The organism is Novosphingobium sp. 18050 (genome assembly GCF_902706195.1).
Taxonomy (GTDB): domain Bacteria; phylum Pseudomonadota; class Alphaproteobacteria; order Sphingomonadales; family Sphingomonadaceae; genus Novosphingobium.
The window spans coordinates 90,212-106,614 of record NZ_CACSJO010000018.1 but is presented as its reverse complement, the minus strand read 5'-3'; the positions used below and the strand labels follow the sequence as shown (position 1 = coordinate 106,614).

The window sequence follows — 16,403 nt, the reverse complement described above, 5'->3', positions numbered from 1 at the left end:
ACTTTTATTTGATAATAGTTCGCAATTGCAATAGCAAGCTTAAATGGCGGGAAACAGCCACTTCAGACACTTTCCGGCAATCATGCGCAGAGATGCCCCGTTCATTTTGACGTTTGGCCGGCAAGGTGTCCGTCATCGCGGAGGGCGCGGCAAGCCCCCTTGGCCGCGACTCGTCGAAGGCCCGGTCCAGATGGTCGCTCGTGGCCGGTGGCGGGGTCAGAAAAATCAGCGAGATCGCCGCGGAGGCGGGAACCCCGCTTCTTCCCCGACGCCTCAGGCTTGCAGGCGGCGCGTCGCGGCGGCGGCCATACGGCGATCGAGTTGGCGGCAGATCTCTAGCCAGTGCGCGCTGGCCTTCACGTTGCCCGACGCATGGGCCGTTTCCGCTTCGGTTCGGGCGCGAGTGGCGGCAGAGAGGCCGTGACGGGCGAAATGCATCAGCGCGGCGGCTAGTGCGGCTTCGCTCTCCGCCAGGTTTGCGTCGACAGCACTCGCCATGTCGCTGGATACGGTGCGTAGCGGCGGGCCGCTGCGGCGGGTGTTGTCGTTGACCGCGCCGAGGGGGGCGCTCAGGCAGAGGGACCGCGCAATGGCCGGAGTAGTCCCGCCCCAGGCGGCGGCAAAACGGATGGTCATGTACTGTAGGCCTCTTGTCTTGTGGTCGTTGCTTGCGCCCGTTCTATCCGATGAGGCGCTAATCCATCATGAGAGGACTTGGTTTCCGAAACCTTGACCATTGCCCTTAGGGACATTCCCTTGGGCAACCCTTTGCAATCGATTGATTATCAATTGGCCTGCAAATCGAGAATTTAGTTGCCGGGGTTGGCGATCCAGCGGCCGGAGTTGGCGTACTCCGCCTTGATACCCTGCGAAGCGGGCAAATTCTGCGCGCGGTAGAGGGCGTCGCCGCCGCGTTCCTCGACTTGCGAGGAATAGCTGGGGGCCGCGGTGGATGGAGCCTGCAGGGCAGGGACTTCCCTCGATGCGACGGGTTCGGCGGTCAGGCCGAAGGCACGCTGCACCGCCAGCGGGTCGAGCGCGGCGGCGGCGGCAGCAGCGCTGGAACTGTCGTCGCGGCGGTGCGGTGCGGCCATCGGCTCGCCGCCGAAATAGGCGTAGCGGAAAGTGGCGGGCGCTCCGGCGGCGCCGCGCATGCTGTAGAAGCGGTGGGCGCCGATGGTGCCGAGGTAGTTCAGGCTGGGCGCCCAGTAGGGGCTGACCTGAACCGTATGATAATGCGTCGCGAGGCCGACCGGAGCATAGACGTACCCCGACAGCGCCTGACGCGCGACGTTTTCGGCGCGGTCCCAGAACATGGGCTGCGGGCGGCGGGCGAGGGCGCCGTCGCAGGTGAATGAAAACTGGCAGCCGGTTGGTCGCTCCGAGCCTTCGTAGACGACGCCGCAGACAGTCTTTGGGTAGGCTGGATGGGCGACCCGGTTGAGCACGACTTGCGCTACGGCGCGCTGCCCGGCGTCCGGCTCGCTTGCAGCTTCATAGTAGATCGCGGCGGTCAGGCACTGAAGCGCGCGACTGCGGTCTACGCCGGAGTTGTCGATTCGGAGCGCCCGCGCGGTTGGCCCGGCGCCGAGGGTCGGGCCGGAAACGGCATCGTCGGCGTCCGAGCGGATGCCTTCGCCGATGCGCAACGGAGCGGTTTCGGGGGCGAGGTAATAGAACGCCGAACCGGGAAAGCTTGTGCCCGATTGCTCGAAGGGCATGGGCGAAATGGAAGTTTCCTGCGTCCCGGCATCGGCGATGGAAAAGCGGTTCCATCCGGCGCCGAGCGCATTGGGTTCGGCGAAGGCGGGCAGGGCGACGGCGGCGAGCGCGGTGACGCCCAGCGTCCAGCGCCGTCGCAGCTTGATCGGGTGTCGGCCCATGCCGCGGGCGCGCCTTGGGTAGCGGCCGGAAAAATCACGCGGGCGTTCAAACGCTTCCTCGGCCCCGAATCCGCTCAGGGCCGCCGGAGCAGCGTCGGATGCGGAAAGGGCAAGGGGTGGAAGCACTCGAGTCCTAAATCCAGAAGGAGGCGCAATTCTGCAGCACCCGGCCTTACCGACAATTCCGGTTGGCGCATCCTGACATTTGTCGCCGTCCCGTTGCGGTACAGCCTGTATCTTTACGCCGAAGAACTTAAGAATTCATCGCGAAGACGCGTGCTTGCCAAGGGCGCGGCGCGGCCTTATCGGCGCGGGTACGTCATGGGTGCCCGCACATACGGGCCTAAGAGGGAAGTCGGCCGAAACTGCCGGCGCTGCCCCCGCAACTGTGACCGGAGAGCCTGTCTCCACACGCGCCACTGGCTGCAGTTCCTTGAGAGGACGCGCTGGGAAGGCGGGGACGGGCGATGATCCGGGAGCCAGGAGACCTGCCCGAGACGGTCGTTCCGCAGCCGGGCGGGGAGCACCGGCATGCAGCGAGCACCCGCGCGCCATGAGGAAGGGCGCGCGAGGGCCTCCGCCAAGAACGGCGATTACGTTCAAGGTTCGGAGGAAAAACAATGAAGTATCTGTTTCTGATCGGTTCTGCGCTTGCCATCAGCACACCTGCGTTGGCGCAGGACGCGTCGGACGGGATCGTCGTCACCGCGACCCGCCAGCCCACGCCGATCACGCAAATTGGCCAGTCCGTCACCGTCGTCACCCGCGCCGAGATCGAGCGCACCCAGGCGACCACGGCGACCGAAGTTCTGGCCCGCATCCCCGGTGTGTCGACCGTTCAGTCGGGCGGCTTCGGCCAGCCTTCCAGCGTGTTCATCCGCGGCGCCGAAAACGCGCAGAGCCTTGTCCTGATCGACGGCGTACGCATCAACGATCCAGGCGACGTCGGCGGCGGCTTCGACTTCGGTGCGCTCACCATCGGCCAGTTCGACCGCGTCGAGGTCGTACGTGGATCGTCGGGCGTATTGTGGGGCAGCCGCGCCGTCGGCGGCGTCATCAACTTCATCACTGCCCGTCCGACGGACCAGTGGACTGCGCGCGCCCAAGCGGAATATGGCTGGCGTGACCGCAAGCAGGTGAGCGCGTCGGCAGCGGGTCTCGTCGGCCCCGTCGGCCTGACGCTGGGCGGCAACTGGATGAAGGGTGACGGGTTCTCGGCCTTCAACGAGGATCGGGGTGCCACCGAGAAGGACGGCTTCGAAAGCAAGAGCGCCAATGCCCGCGCCGCAGTCGAACTGGCACAGGGTCTCTCGGTCGATGCCGGCGGTTTCTACACCAAGGCCAATTACGACTATGACAACACCGGCGCCGACGCGCTTAACGTGGGCTACAAGCGCGATACCCTGGGCTATGCGAACCTTCGCTACTCCGGCCTAGACGACCGCCTTTCTGCCCGCGTGGGCTATGGGATCAACGATACCACGCGCATTTCCGACGACGCCGTGTTCGGCCCCTACCAGACCAAGGGGCGCACCGAGCGCTTCGAGGGCCAGGTGGTGTTCGCGCCGGTCGAGATGGCCAGCCTGCAGCTTGGCGCCGAGACCGAGAAGCAGAAGTTCTCGGACAACTACGGCTCGAACGATGATACCTCGATCGACAGCTATTACGGCAACCTGACACTGCGCCCGCTTGCGGGCCTGACGCTGAACGGCGGCCTGCGCTACGACGATCACGAGGACTTCGGCCACAAGACCACCTTTGCCGTGAACGGCGCCTGGGTGCTCGGTTCGGGCGACGAAGCGCCGATCCTGCGCTCCAGCTACGGCGAGGGTTTCAAGGCACCCTCCCTCTATCAGCTTTATTCCAATGCCGGTTTCCGCGCGCTCGACGCAGAGACTTCCAAGAGCTGGGATGCCGGGATCGAACAGCCTTTCGCCGCCGGTACGGGCCGCTTCACACTGACCTATTTCGACCGCAAGACGAAGAACCTGATCGACTACGACCTTACCCAGTACAACTACTACAATGTGGGCCGCGCGCGGGCGAAGGGCGTGGAGCTGGGGATGCAGGTGGCCAACTGGGAAGGCTTCGACATCAATCTTGCGGCTACTTATCTCGATGCCACCAACGAGCTGACCGGCGCACGGCTGGCCCGCCGTCCGAAGACCAACTTCTACGCCAGCCTCGACAAGGCGTGGGAGCTGGGCCTGAAGCTGGGGGCAGACCTGCGCGTGGGCGGCGGCCGCTATGATGATGCCGCCAACAGCCAGTACGTGGCCGGCAATGTCGTTGTCGGCCTGCGCGGTGCCTTCACGGTAATACAGAACGTCGAGGTCTACGCCCGGATCGAGAACCTGTTTGATGAACATTACGAAGTCGTACGCACTTACGGCACGCCGGGCCGCTCGGCCTACGCCGGCGTCCGCGTGAAGATGTGACGACGCGCCCGGTCGCGATTTTGCCGACCGGCGCAGCCCCTTCCGCAAGGGAGGGGCTGCGGTTCCTGCGCAATGTTCAAACACGCCATCGTTCCCGATTGCGCGGGGATGATGCAACGCGGGGCAGTCGGGCATCGTGCCTGCTGGCTCTGCTGTCGCTACTCGCGCTTTCGGGCTGCGAAAATGATGCTCCGATCGCCGATGTGGTGCACCCCCGGATCGTCTCGCTCAACCCCTGCACCGATGCGGTGCTGGCGCAAGTCGCGGCGCCGGGGCAGCTGCTGGCGATCTCGCATTACAGCCACGATCCTTCCGCGACCTCGATGGACATCGCGGAAGCGGCCCGGTTCGGTGACATTTCGGGCACCGTCGAAGAGATTGCGGCTCTGGCTCCCGACGTCGTGGTGGGCAGCAGCTTCATGGCGCCCACGACGGTGCAGGCCCTGCGCGACATGGGGATGAAGGTGGTGCAGGAGCCGATCCCATCCGATGTCGCAGGGTCGCTGGCGCAAGTGCGCAGCCTTGCGGCGCTGGCCGGCAACCGATTGGAGGGCGAAGCGCTGGTCGACCGCATCGAAACCGCGCTTGCCAACGCCGCGCCGCCTGCCGGTACGCAGCCGGTCCCGGCGCTGCTGTGGGAATCGGGCGGCATCGTTGCGGGAGAGAAAACGCTGATCGTCGACTTGATGCACCGCTCCGGCTTTGCCAATGCCGCTGCCGCGCGGGGGCTCGGTCAGGCGGACTTTTTGCCGCTCGAACGCGTGCTGGCCGATCCGCCGCGCGTGATCTTCACCGTGGGCTCGCCCGCCGCCGAAGAGGATCGAATGCTGCGCCATCCCGCCCTCGCGCAGGTCAAGGGCATGGCCCGTGCTCCGCTCGACCGTTCACTGCTGTGGTGCGGGGGCCCAAGCATCCCGCGTGCACTGTCCCGGCTGGCGCAGGTGCGCCGGGGGCTGGACTTCCCATCGACCGCTTCCAGGGTCCGCCCATGAACCGCCGCCTGATCCTGATTCTCGTCGCCGCGCTCGTCGTTGCCGTGCCGCTCTCGCTGCTGGCTGGGCGGGTGTGGATCGACCCTATTGCGCCGACCACGCGCAACGCCGCGCTGATCCTGTTCGAACTGCGTCTGCCGCGCGCAGCGCTGGCCCTGGTGATCGGCGCGGGGCTGGGTGTTTCCGGGGCAGCGATGCAGGGATATCTGCGCAATCCGCTCGCCGATCCGGGCCTGTTCGGCATTGCGCCCGGCGCTGCGCTGGGCGCGGTGCTGAGTTTCTGGGCTGGCTATGCGGCTTCGGTCTGGCTGCTGCCGGTCTTTGCCCTTGTCGGCGCGGGCGGCGCGATGGCTCTGCTCGCACTCATCGCCGGGCGGGAAGGCGGGGTCGCCCTGTTCACCATGGCCGGCCTGATGATTGCCAGCCTTGCGGGCGCTCTGACCAGCCTTGCGATCAGCCTCTCACCCACGCCTTTTGCGATGAGCGAGATCGTTACCTGGCTGATGGGCGCGCTGGCCGACCGGTCGTGGCGCGAAGTGGGCATCGCCGCTCCGCTGACCCTGATAGGGGTGGGTGTACTGTTGTCTGCCGGGCGGGGGCTGGATGCGCTGACGCTGGGAGAAGTGGCTGCACGTTCGCTGGGGCTGGAGCCGCGGCGGTTGCAGGCGCGGATGATCGTGGGGGTGGGCCTTGCTGTCGGCGCGGCGGTGGCGGTCGCGGGCGTGATCGGCTTCGTGGGCCTGATGGTGCCGCATCTGGTGCGTCCGCTGACCGACCGGCGCCCGTCCTCGCTCATGGTGCCCAGCGCGCTGGCCGGGGCGCTGCTGCTGCTTGTAGCCGATTGCCTGTGCCGGGTTCTGCCGCTCAGCGGCGGTGAACTGCGGCTGGGTATCGCACTGAGCCTGCTGGGGGCACCATTCTTCCTCAAGCTGCTGCTCGACATGCGCCGGGGGCTGGCATGACCGCGACCCTGGGCTGCGTGACCTTGAGTCTTGCCGATCGGCTCACCGATCTGACGCTGTCGCTTCACGAGGGTGAGGTGACGGCGATATGCGGGCCGAACGGCGCGGGAAAATCGACGCTATTGTCATGCCTTGGCGGCCTTGTCGCGGCGGATGGCGGACTGGTGACGCTTGGCGGGCGGCTGATGCGCAATGTTCCCGTTCAGGAGCGTGCACGGTCTATCGGGTATCTGCCGCAGTCGCCGGAAATCGCCTGGGACGTGAGCGTCGAGGTACTCGTCTCGCTTGGCCGCCTGCCTTGGGGCGATGCCGGGGCGAAGATAGGAAGAGACGCCATCGAAGAGGCCATTGCGGCGATGGATCTGGGCGCGCTGCGCAATCGCCGCGTTTCCCGCCTCTCAGGCGGTGAGCGGGCTCGGGCTTTGATGGCACGGGTGCTGGCAACCTGCCCGGCCTGGCTGCTGGCCGACGAACCATTGGCCAATCTCGATTTGCGTCATGCCATCGCGCTGATGCGCCGTTTTCGCGAACAGGCGGGCAAAGGGCGAGGCGTGGTGCTGGTATTGCATGATCTGGCGACCGCGATGAACTTCGCCGACCGGGTCATCGTCCTTGACAGAGGGCGGCTGGCGGCGGACGGCGAACCGGCTCACGCCCTGCGATCCGAAGTGATCGAGCAAGTTTGGGGCTGCAAGGCAGGCTGGTTGGGCGAGCGCGGGATGCGGGCCTTGTCGCTGGGGTAGAGAGTTACGGCGGGGGCTTCGGCAAACTCAGCCTGAGTGAAAAATCGAAATTTTTTCCGAAAATCACTCAGGCTGAGTTTGCCGAAGCCCCCACCGTATCAACCGGGATCAGCCGGGAAGAAACCGACCTCTGGTCCAGACGCGCATGGTTTGCTTGTTATTTCTGCTCTCGCGCAGGTTTTCCTCGCGCTGGAGGTCCAGGATCAGCGATCCCGTTGCCCGCGCAAAGCGGCTGCGACGGAAAGGAAGTTCGGCTCCGATGTTCATGATATTTCTCCTCTCCACGAGATAACGCGCAAAGAGGCCGCATAGTTCCTGGATCAGATGAGAAGTGCGCGCAGGCGCGAGGCGGCGGCGTCGGCCAGGGTCAGCCCGTCCAGTTCCGCGAGGAAGGCGTTCGTGGCACGGCTCAGCATCGCCGTCAGCCCGCAGTTGTTACCGTCACCGGCGTTGCGGCGCGGCTCGGTCAGGCGCACGATCTCGCCCAGGCCGATTTCCTCCGCCGGACGGCCAAGCCGGAACCCCCCGCTGCGCCCGCGCACGGTTTCGAGCAGGCCAACTTCGGCGAGCATGCTCACCACCTTCATCGCAACATTGCGCGAAATCCGCTGCTCGTACGCAACTTGCGCGATCGAGAGCAGTTTCGGGCCTTCCTTCGCAACGAGGGCGGCGTGTAGCAGAATGCGCAGGGAATAATCGGTATGGGCGGTCAGCCGCATGGCGGCGACGGATATTGAGTCATGCGAACCATTTATGTCTTTGAAAGAAAACATATAGCTGCATTAACTACGTGCGGTCCAGCGGCTTTAAAATGCCGCCCCGGCGGGGTTTGGCAGTATCTTCAGCGCTGGCCTACGCCGCGCGCGAACTGGTCCTGCAGGCTGGTGAGCGCGCGGGCCGAGACGGGAGGCAGTTCTCGGGTGCGCTTGCCCTTGCGCAGGGCCGCGCGGTCCTTCTCGGATGGCTCGACAACGCGCACCCGCACCGCCGCCTTGCCAATGGCGCGCACGCCGAGCAGCTCAGCCGCGCCTTTCGACAGGTCGAGGATGCGCGCCTGATCGCCGTAGGGCCCACGATCGTTCACCCGCACCACGATACGCCTGCCGGTGTCGAGCGCGGTGACCTCCACGTAGGAGGGCAGGGGCAGGGTCTTGTGCGCGGCGGTCACCCAGTCGGGTCGGAAACGCTCGCCATTGGCGACCCGGTTGCCGCTTTCGCTGCCGTACCACGTCGCATAGCCGAGCATGTCGTAGCCCGGTTGCGCGGCAGGCGTATAAGTGGTTCCGCGGATCTTGTAGGATGGTCCGATGCGCACCGGCACATCGCTGACCGGGCGGTATTTGACCCCGCCGCCGCAGGCCGCCAGTGCGGCGGTAAGGGCAAGGGCGAGCGTGTTTCGCAGGAAAACCATAGCGCTAGCCTACGCCCGGCCGCCCCCCGGACCAACGCGCGCACGCGGCCTTTCCACAAGCGCGGCGGAACCGGAGCCGCATCTTGCCGGTTTCTCCTGCCAACCTGAGGAGTACCGATGCCGACGATCCTGCAGACGATGACAGTGGCAGCGCGTGACCGCGTGCGCATGGCAGAAGTAAGCGCGGTGATCGCCCGCTTCGGACTGGACTCGCTGCTGGCCCGGCTGGGGCTTGGGGGAGATGCCTCGGGTGAGGACGCCGACCTTCCCGCCCGAACCCGCCGCGCGCTGGAGGCGCTGGGCCCGACTTTCGTGAAGCTCGGCCAGATCCTCGCCACCCGGCGCGACCTGCTGCCGGACGAATGGATCGCCGCTTTCGAACAACTCCAGAGCGACGCGCCGCGCCTGCCATTCGAGGACTTGCGCCCGGCGGTCGAGGCCGCGCTTGGGGAGCCGCCCGAAACTGCCTTCGCCCGCTTCGACCCGCAGCCGCTCGCCGCCGCCTCGATCGCGCAGGTCCACCGCGCCGTGCTGCATGGCGCCAATGGTGGAGAAGGGGCCGAGGTCGTGGTCAAGATCCGCCGTCCCGGCATCCGTCCGCGCATGGAGGCGGACCTGCGCCTGCTGCGCCATCTTGCCGCGCTGGTCGAGGCGCGCAGCGCTACCGTCCGCCGCATGATGCCGGCCGCGATGATCGAGCAGTTGGGGCGCGAAATTCTGGACGAACTGGATTTTACCAACGAAGGTCGCAACGCCGACCTTCTGCGTGCGGACCTTGCTCCGCTGACGCAGGTGGTGGTGCCCACGATCCACTGGCCCTTTACGAGCGAAGGCCTGCTGGTGATGGACTACGTGGAAGGTGTGCCGCCGCGTGACCCGGCCTTGCTGCGGGCCAAGGGCATAGACCCTGCGGCGATCGCGGACCTTGGCGCGCGGCTGGTGCTCGAAATGGTGCTTGTCAACGGCCGCTTCCACGCCGACCCACACCCCGGCAACCTGCTCTGCCTGCCGTCCGGCATACCTGGGGAGGGTGGCGGACTGGCCCTGCTCGACCTCGGCTCGGTCGGCTTCGTTTCGCCCCGTCGCCAGCATGAATTCCTGACCTTCATCCTGTCCCTGCGGGGCAACGATCCCGGCGGCGTCGCGGACATGCTGGGCTTGTGGTCGCAAGCGGGTGAAGTCCCTCGCGAACGGCTCCTCGTCGCCGCCGAACGTCTGGTCGCCCGCCATGGCACCGGCGCTCTGGTGCTGGGCTCCATGGTCGCCGACTTTTTTCCGCTGCTACGCAAGGAAGGGCTGGTGCTGCCGCCCGACCTGGTGCTGATCTTCAAGGCGATGGTGACGATGGACGGCGTTCTCTCGGGTATCGCGCCGGAGTTCGACCTGTCGCAGGCCCTGACGGCGCTGCGAGGGCGGCTGGTCGCCTCTCGACTGACCCGCCTTGCGGCGCCGGACCGGCTGGAAGCCGTGCTGCTGGAACTGTCCCGCCTGTCCGCCGACGCGCCCCGTCTGATGCGCGCCGCCACCGCCCGATTGGAAAAGGCCGAGAAGATCGGAGCCGAGGCAGGGCAGGGGCGGGCGATCCGCCATGCGGGCGCCCTTGTGGCAGGCGCGGTCGTGGTTCACGCCTTGTTGGGGGTGATCGCCGGGTTCTTGTGAGGCAAGGCAAGGCGCAAGGGAGTAGATCCCCCCTTACCGCCTGTCACATCGCTCGTAATACCCGGCACGGCAGGCATTAACGTCCCGGCGCCACTCCGCCATCGCGCGGTCGTATTCGCGGCGATCCTGAGCGTAGTCCGCGCGGGCAGATGCGTAGTCCCGCTGGTCCGCCGTATAGCCATCTTCTTCGCGATCGCGTGTATCGCGGCCAATTGCGTGATCGCGCCAGCCCTGGGCGTAGCCGGCATCGCGCTTCTGGACATAGTCGAGCTGCGCGCGGTTGAGGCGGCGGATCGTTTCACGGTCGCGGGCGATGGCTTCCGGGGTCATGGCAGGATCACGCGGATCGTCGGCGAAAGCGGGAGCAGCGCAGGCGAATGCGATGATGGCTGCCGCCAGATGAAGCTTGCGCGAAACAGCCATTGCATTCGAACCCCGTCAACCCGATGGCCGATTGTGAAGGCTATCACGCGCGAATGCAAAGTGGTTGCGATGAGCGGTTGGTCGATCAGCCGCCCGGTACGGGAGCCTCGGGGTCTGCCGGGCATTTGACGGCGTCGCCTTTCCAGCAATAGGGGTTGGTGCGCTCCCATTGCTTGCGGTTCTGGCTGTAGTCCTGCTCGGCCGCGTCATGGCGTGCGAGGGCGTCTGCATAGAGGGCGTCGTTGCGCTGCGTTTGCATGTGGTTCAGCGCGACGGCAGTGTCGTGGTGTGCCTCGCTGGCAGCATTGGCCTTCACCTGAGCGCGGGCGGCTGCGGCCTGCTCGGCGTTTAGCGTCTGCCGACGCGCTTCGGGGTTGGCAGACTCCGGGATATCGGTGGCAGTGTGTTGTTCCTGTGCGAATGTTGCTGCCGGCGCTATCAGCACGAGGGCGGCGAATGCGGTTGCAAGACGCGGGATGGGGCGCATGGGCTTTCTCCAGTCGTTGATGCGTTCGGGGGAGTAACGCGGTTCGCCTTGTCGTCGTTCCCGGGGCTTGCCTCTTGGCTGGGGAACCCCATCTTTGGCGAAACCCGCGAAGCCCCTCTTGAAGGGTGCGAACAAATCTGGAACATACCGCCTCCATGAGTCTCACCCACATTACTGTGCGCGGCGCGCGCGAGCATAACCTCAAGGGCTTCGATATCGCGCTCCCGCGTGAGAAGCTGATCGTGATCACCGGGCTGTCGGGCTCCGGCAAGTCGAGCCTGGCGTTCGACACGATCTATGCCGAAGGGCAGCGCCGCTATGTCGAGAGCCTCTCGGCCTATGCGCGCCAGTTCCTGGAAATGATGCAGAAGCCCGATGTCGAGCATATCGACGGGCTTTCGCCGGCAATCTCGATCGAGCAGAAGACGACGAGCCGCAATCCGCGCTCGACCGTGGCGACTGTTACCGAGATCTGGGACTACATGCGCCTGCTGTGGGCGCGCGTGGGCATTCCCTATTCGCCCGCCACCGGCCTGCCGATCGAAGCGCAGACGGTGTCCAACATGGTGGACCGGGTGATGGCGCTGCCCGAAGGCACGCGCCTCTACCTCCTCGCCCCGGTGGTGCGCGGCCGCAAGGGCGAATACCGCAAGGAATTGGCCGAGTGGCAGAAGGCGGGCTATACCCGCGTGCGCATCGACGGTGAGTTCTATCCGATCGAGGATGCCCCCGCGCTCGACAAGAAGTTCAAGCACGACATCGAAGTGGTGGTCGACCGTATCGCGGTGAAGGAGGGCATCCAGACCCGCCTTGCCGATAGTTTCGAGCAGGCGCTGAAGCTGGCCGAGGGGCTGGCCTATGTCGATCTGGCCGATACCACGGTGGCAGAGCTTGCCGGAGAGCCGGGCAGTCCGGCGCCGGCGAAGAAGGGCGGCAGGACCAAGGCGGCAAAGGCCGACGAGGCTGATGCGGGCGATATCCCAACCCTGACGAAGGGCATGAAGAACGCGGGCCTGCCCGCCAACCGCATCGTCTTCTCGGAAAAGTTCGCCTGCCCGGTCAGCGGCTTCACGATCGAGGAAATCGAGCCGCGCCTGTTCTCGTTCAACGCCCCGCAGGGTGCGTGCCCGGCCTGCGACGGCTTGGGCGAAAAGCTGCTGTTCGATCCCCAGCTGGTGGTCCCGAACGAGCACCTGACGCTCAAGCAGGGCGCGATCGTGCCTTGGGCCAAGTCCAACCCGCCTTCGCCCTATTACATGCAGGTGCTCTCCAGCCTCGCCGCGCACTTCGGGTTCGATCTGACGACGGCGTGGGACGCGCTTTCGCCTGAGGTGAAGATCGTGATCCTTTATGGTACGGCGGGCGCCGCGGTGCCGCTCACCTTCAAGGATGGGCGCAAGGAATATACCGTCAACAAGCCGTTCGAGGGCGTGATCGGCAACCTCAACCGCCGCCTCGTCCAGACCGACAGCGCCTGGATGCGCGAGGAGTTGACCAAGTACCAGACCGCCCAGCCTTGCGAGACCTGCCACGGCAAGCGCCTCAAGCCCGAGGCCCTCTCGGTGAAGGTCGCCGGGGCCGACATCGCCGACGCCGCGCGCTTCTCTGTCTCGGATGGCTTTGCGTGGTTTGGCGAGCTGGAAGCCAAGCTGACTGACCAGCAGAAGCAGATCGCCAGGGCTATTCTCAAGGAAATCAACGAGCGTCTGGGCTTCCTTAACAACGTCGGGCTGGATTACCTCAACCTCGACCGCACCAGCGGCACCCTGTCGGGCGGCGAAAGCCAGCGCATCCGCCTCGCCAGCCAGATCGGCTCGGGCCTTTCGGGTGTGCTTTACGTGCTGGACGAACCCAGTATCGGCCTGCACCAGCGCGACAACGACATGCTGCTCGTTACTCTCAAGCGCCTGCGGGACCTGGGTAATACGGTGATCGTGGTGGAGCATGACGAGGACGCCATCCGCACCGCCGACTACATCGTCGACCTCGGCCCCGGCGCTGGCGTTCACGGCGGCGAGATCGTCGCGGAGGGCACCCTGAAGCAAGTGCTGAAGGCCAAGAACAGCCTCACTGCCGCCTACCTCAACGGCAGCCGCAAGATCGAGGTGCCGGCCAAGCGCCGCAAAGGCAACGGTTCGTTCATCACGGTGGAGAACGCGCGCGCCAACAACCTGACCGGGGTAACCGCCAAGTTCCCGCTCGGCACGTTCTGCTGCGTCACGGGCGTGTCCGGTTCGGGCAAGTCCTCGCTCACCATCGACACGTTGCAGGCGGGCGCCTCGCGCCAGTTAAATGGCGCGCGGGTGATTGCGGGCGCGCATGACCGGATAAAGGGCCTGGAAAAGTGCGACAAGGTCATCGAGATCGACCAGTCACCGATCGGCCGCACCCCGCGTTCCAACCCGGCGACTTACACCGGCGCCTTCACCCAGATCCGTGACTGGTTCGCCGGCCTCCCAGAAAGCCAGGCGCGCGGCTACAAACCGGGGCGCTTCAGCTTCAACGTCAAGGGCGGCCGCTGCGAGGCGTGCCAGGGCGACGGCCTGATCAAGATCGAGATGCACTTCCTGCCCGACGTCTACGTGACCTGCGAGGAATGCCACGGCAAGCGCTACAACCGCGAGACGCTGGAAGTGAAGTTCAAGGGCATGTCGATCGCCGACGTGCTCGACATGACGATCGAGGACGCGGAGGAGTTCTTCAAGGCGGTGCCCCCGATCCGCGACAAGATGCACATGCTGAACGAGGTGGGGCTGGGCTACGTCAAGGTCGGCCAGCAGGCGACGACGCTTTCGGGCGGCGAGGCGCAGCGCGTGAAACTGGGCAAGGAACTGGCGCGCCGCTCCACCGGACAGACGCTCTACATCCTCGACGAACCGACAACCGGCCTTCACTTCGAGGACGTGCGCAAACTGCTCGAAGTGCTCCACCGTCTGGTCGATCAGGGCAATTCGGTAATCGTGATCGAACACAACCTCGACGTCATCAAGACCGCCGACTGGATCATCGACATGGGCCCCGAAGGCGGTGTGCGCGGCGGTGAGATCGTGGCGACCGGAACGCCCGAGCAGGTGGTGAAAGAACCCCGCAGTTTCACGGGGCACTACCTCAAGCCGCTGCTGGCAAAATAATCGTTGCTCCCCGAGCTTGCTCGGGGAGAGGCACCGTCGGTTTACGGAAGGCCGAAGGACGAGGGATGGATGCGAGGGCCATCGCCCTCGCTACGCCCTGTCAGACGTCGCGGGCGCCCAGCCAGTGTTCGTTTTCGGGCGGGGTGTAGTTGATGATGCGGTCGATCATCGTCTCGGGGTCTTTCTCGACGATCAGCATCGAGCGGTGGCGCGGCTGGAGGAAGCCTTCATCCACCACGTTGTCGATGAACTGGCGCAGGCCCGAGTAGAACCCACCCACGTCAAGTAAACCGACCGGCTTGTTGTGGTAGCCAAGCTGCGACCAGCACCAGGCCTCGAACATCTCCTCGAAGGTGCCGATGCCGCCGGGCAGGGTGACGAAGCCGTCTGCCAGATTGGCCATCATCGCCTTGCGCTCGTGCATGGTCTTGACGACGTGAAGCTCGGTGATGCCCTGGTGATCGTGTTCGCGGGCCCGCAGCGCCTCGGGGATGACGCCGATGACTTCGCCGCCCGCCGCGCAGACCGCATCGGCGATCACGCCCATGAGGCCGACCATGCCGCCGCCGTAGACGAGCCCGATGCCGCGCTTGGCCAGCAGGGTGCCGAACTGCTCGGCGGCTTCGCGATATACCGGGCTGTTGCCGGCGGAGGAGCCGAGATAGACGCAGATACGCATGGGCTTAGCCGAGCCTTTCCGGGACCGAACGGGCTTCATCGACGATGGCATCCTTGGTGCCGACCGATTCCCACGGGAACACGAACCAGCGCTTGTCCTCGTCGCGGTCGATCGCATCGACGAACAGTTCCGCCACGGCCTTGGAGCGGGTGTTGTTGATGAGGACCGCGAAGCGCAGGTTTTCGGCCTTGCAGCCGTTGGTGCCCAGCAGGGTGCGGATATATTCGATGGTGCCGCCGCTGTCGTTGATGTCGTCGACGAACAGCAGGCGCTTGCCCTCCGCGCTCATGCCGGCGACCTTGCCGAGCAGTTCGTCGGCGAAACCGGGAACCTTGGCGGAGTGGTCGATCGAGAGCATCGGCAGTTCGAGTTGGTGCGAGATGTAGACGGCAGGCACGAGGCCGCCCCGGCCAACGCCGATCACGAAGTCGGGTTTCCATTCGCCCTCGCCGATCTTGCGCGACAGCACGCGCACTTTGGCGAGGAATTCCTCGTAGTATTCGAGGTAGTGCAGTTGAGGTTCAGCGTTTTCGCTCATCAGTCGCGAATCCTGTACGGCGATGTGTGGGGAAAGGAGTGCCGATATCGTCACGGCGCGCCAAGAGCAATCGTGTGCGGGACTTCACTCCCCGTTTTGCACTTTTGGGCGCATCGAATCGGGATAGCTGAGCTGCGCGAAGCCAAGTTCGATCTCGGACAGGACGATCCCGGCGGCGTAGGAAGGGGTACGCGCGGCATTTGTGCAAAGCGCCAGCGTCATCGGTCGCAGCAGGGGGTCGGAGATGCGGGTGAAGGAAAGTCTGCCGGCCTGAACCTCTGCGATGATATCGAGCGAGGAGAGGATGCCGATGCCTACGCCCTCCTGCACCAGCGAGGTGATCATCTGGATGTTGTCGGAGGTCGCCTTGCGCTCCACGTCCATGCCGGTCGCACCCACGAGCACCTCGATCTGCTGGCCCACCGCCAGCGTTTCCGCCGGGAGGATCAGCGGGGAGCCACTGCAGGCGGAGAACCGGGCTTCGCGCCGCGCGGCCAGTGGGTGGTCGATGGGCGTGACGAAGCCCAGCACCACCTCCACGAAGGCGCGGACGGTCAGGTCCCGGTAGGACTGCGGCTCGAACAGGATACCGAAGTCGACCTCGCCGCTGGTTACTGCCTTGCGTACGCCGTCATTGCCAAGGACGCGCACGCCCACGGTGATGCCGGGGTAACGGTCCTGGATGGCACGGACGGCGGCGGGGATGTGACCTTTCGCCAGCGCGTCGATGATGGCCATTTCGACGTGGCCGCGTTTGAGGCCGCGCAGGTCCTCGATCTGGGCGCGGATGTCGACCATGTTCTTTTGCCATCGGTTGCCCGCCGCCATCATGATCTCTCCGGCGGCCGTAAGCCTGAGGCCGGTGGGCAGGCGTTCGAACAGTGGTGTGCCGATGTCGGCTTCGACGTTGAGGATCTGGCGCGCGATGGCCGAGGCGGAGACATTGAGTTCGTCGGCTGCCTTGCGGATCGAGCCGTGGCGGCCAACCGCCATGAAGTATCTAAGGAAACGCGAAAAGGCGGGCATGATGGATTTTTGGGACCTGCTCTAATTTTTG

16 protein-coding genes and 1 riboswitch are annotated in these 16,403 nt (G+C 65.5%); of the genes, 6 read left to right on the top strand and 10 right to left on the bottom strand.

The window, feature by feature from the left end; all coding sequences use genetic code 11:
* Window positions 1-273: 273 nt before the first annotated feature.
* Both GVL61_RS17065 and GVL61_RS17060 read right to left on the bottom strand, forming a co-directional pair.
* On the bottom strand, window positions 274-636 hold the full coding sequence (locus GVL61_RS17065) for a hypothetical protein (protein WP_159981857.1): 363 nt from the start codon (window positions 634-636) through the stop codon (window positions 274-276).
* A gap of 173 nt (window positions 637-809) precedes the next feature.
* Window positions 810-1,883: a cell wall hydrolase gene (locus GVL61_RS17060; RefSeq protein WP_159981856.1), complete on the bottom strand. Its 1,074-nt coding sequence runs from the start codon at window positions 1,881-1,883 to the stop codon at window positions 810-812.
* Window positions 1,884-2,189: 306 nt separating this feature from the next.
* Window positions 2,190-2,394, top strand: a riboswitch (cobalamin riboswitch).
* A 109-nt stretch (window positions 2,395-2,503) separates the two neighbouring features.
* Between GVL61_RS17060 and GVL61_RS17055 the strand changes: the two genes are divergently transcribed.
* The 4 genes from GVL61_RS17055 to GVL61_RS17040 all read left to right on the top strand — a co-directional run bounded on the left by GVL61_RS17055 (window position 2,504) and on the right by GVL61_RS17040 (window position 7,018).
* On the top strand, window positions 2,504-4,321 hold the full coding sequence (locus tag GVL61_RS17055) for a TonB-dependent siderophore receptor (RefSeq protein WP_159981855.1): 1,818 nt from the start codon (window positions 2,504-2,506) through the stop codon (window positions 4,319-4,321).
* Between the two features lie 98 nt (window positions 4,322-4,419).
* Entirely contained in the window at window positions 4,420-5,313 is an 894-nt protein-coding gene (locus tag GVL61_RS17050) for an ABC transporter substrate-binding protein (RefSeq protein ID WP_235037754.1), read from the top strand.
* On the top strand, window positions 5,310-6,275 hold the full coding sequence (locus tag GVL61_RS17045; RefSeq protein ID WP_159981854.1) for an iron ABC transporter permease: 966 nt from the start codon (window positions 5,310-5,312) through the stop codon (window positions 6,273-6,275). Before GVL61_RS17050 ends, GVL61_RS17045 begins: the two co-directional genes overlap by 4 nt.
* Window positions 6,272-7,018: an ABC transporter ATP-binding protein gene (locus GVL61_RS17040; RefSeq protein ID WP_159981853.1), complete on the top strand. Its 747-nt coding sequence runs from the start codon at window positions 6,272-6,274 to the stop codon at window positions 7,016-7,018. Before GVL61_RS17045 ends, GVL61_RS17040 begins: the two co-directional genes overlap by 4 nt.
* Before the next feature lie 108 nt (window positions 7,019-7,126).
* Here the strand turns inward: GVL61_RS17040 and GVL61_RS24795 are convergent, their stop codons facing one another.
* From GVL61_RS24795 to GVL61_RS17030, 3 genes are all read right to left on the bottom strand, one after another.
* On the bottom strand, window positions 7,127-7,285 hold the full coding sequence (locus GVL61_RS24795; RefSeq protein ID WP_200844762.1) for a hypothetical protein: 159 nt from the start codon (window positions 7,283-7,285) through the stop codon (window positions 7,127-7,129).
* Between the two features lie 53 nt (window positions 7,286-7,338).
* Entirely contained in the window at window positions 7,339-7,737 is a 399-nt protein-coding gene (locus tag GVL61_RS17035; RefSeq protein ID WP_159981852.1) for an Rrf2 family transcriptional regulator, read from the bottom strand.
* Between the two features lie 122 nt (window positions 7,738-7,859).
* Complete coding sequence (locus GVL61_RS17030; protein ID WP_159981851.1) at window positions 7,860-8,429, bottom strand: septal ring lytic transglycosylase RlpA family protein; 570 nt, start codon at window positions 8,427-8,429, stop codon at window positions 7,860-7,862.
* A gap of 117 nt (window positions 8,430-8,546) precedes the next feature.
* On the opposite strand from GVL61_RS17030, the gene GVL61_RS17025 reads away from it, so the two are divergent.
* Entirely contained in the window at window positions 8,547-10,088 is a 1,542-nt protein-coding gene (locus GVL61_RS17025) for an AarF/ABC1/UbiB kinase family protein (RefSeq protein ID WP_235037753.1), read from the top strand.
* Between the two features lie 33 nt (window positions 10,089-10,121).
* Here GVL61_RS17025 and GVL61_RS17020 read toward each other — a convergent pair whose 3' ends face one another.
* Both GVL61_RS17020 and GVL61_RS17015 read right to left on the bottom strand, forming a co-directional pair.
* On the bottom strand, window positions 10,122-10,511 hold the full coding sequence (locus GVL61_RS17020) for a hypothetical protein (protein ID WP_159981850.1): 390 nt from the start codon (window positions 10,509-10,511) through the stop codon (window positions 10,122-10,124).
* Between the two features lie 85 nt (window positions 10,512-10,596).
* Window positions 10,597-10,998 (bottom strand): hypothetical protein, encoded by a 402-nt coding sequence (locus tag GVL61_RS17015; protein WP_159981849.1) that lies wholly within the window; start codon window positions 10,996-10,998, stop codon window positions 10,597-10,599.
* Between the two features lie 155 nt (window positions 10,999-11,153).
* On the opposite strand from GVL61_RS17015, the gene uvrA reads away from it, so the two are divergent.
* Complete coding sequence (gene uvrA / locus GVL61_RS17010; RefSeq protein ID WP_159981848.1) at window positions 11,154-14,129, top strand: excinuclease ABC subunit UvrA; 2,976 nt, start codon at window positions 11,154-11,156, stop codon at window positions 14,127-14,129.
* A 100-nt stretch (window positions 14,130-14,229) separates the two neighbouring features.
* Here the strand turns inward: uvrA and GVL61_RS17005 are convergent, their stop codons facing one another.
* From GVL61_RS17005 to GVL61_RS16995, 3 genes are all read right to left on the bottom strand, one after another.
* On the bottom strand, window positions 14,230-14,808 hold the full coding sequence (locus GVL61_RS17005) for a TIGR00730 family Rossman fold protein (RefSeq protein WP_159981847.1): 579 nt from the start codon (window positions 14,806-14,808) through the stop codon (window positions 14,230-14,232).
* Window positions 14,809-14,812: 4 nt separating this feature from the next.
* Window positions 14,813-15,346 (bottom strand): phosphoribosyltransferase, encoded by a 534-nt coding sequence (locus GVL61_RS17000; protein ID WP_159981846.1) that lies wholly within the window; start codon window positions 15,344-15,346, stop codon window positions 14,813-14,815.
* 84 nt (window positions 15,347-15,430) lie between these two features.
* Complete coding sequence (locus GVL61_RS16995) at window positions 15,431-16,372, bottom strand: LysR family transcriptional regulator (protein ID WP_159981845.1); 942 nt, start codon at window positions 16,370-16,372, stop codon at window positions 15,431-15,433.
* Window positions 16,373-16,403: the final 31 nt, after the last annotated feature.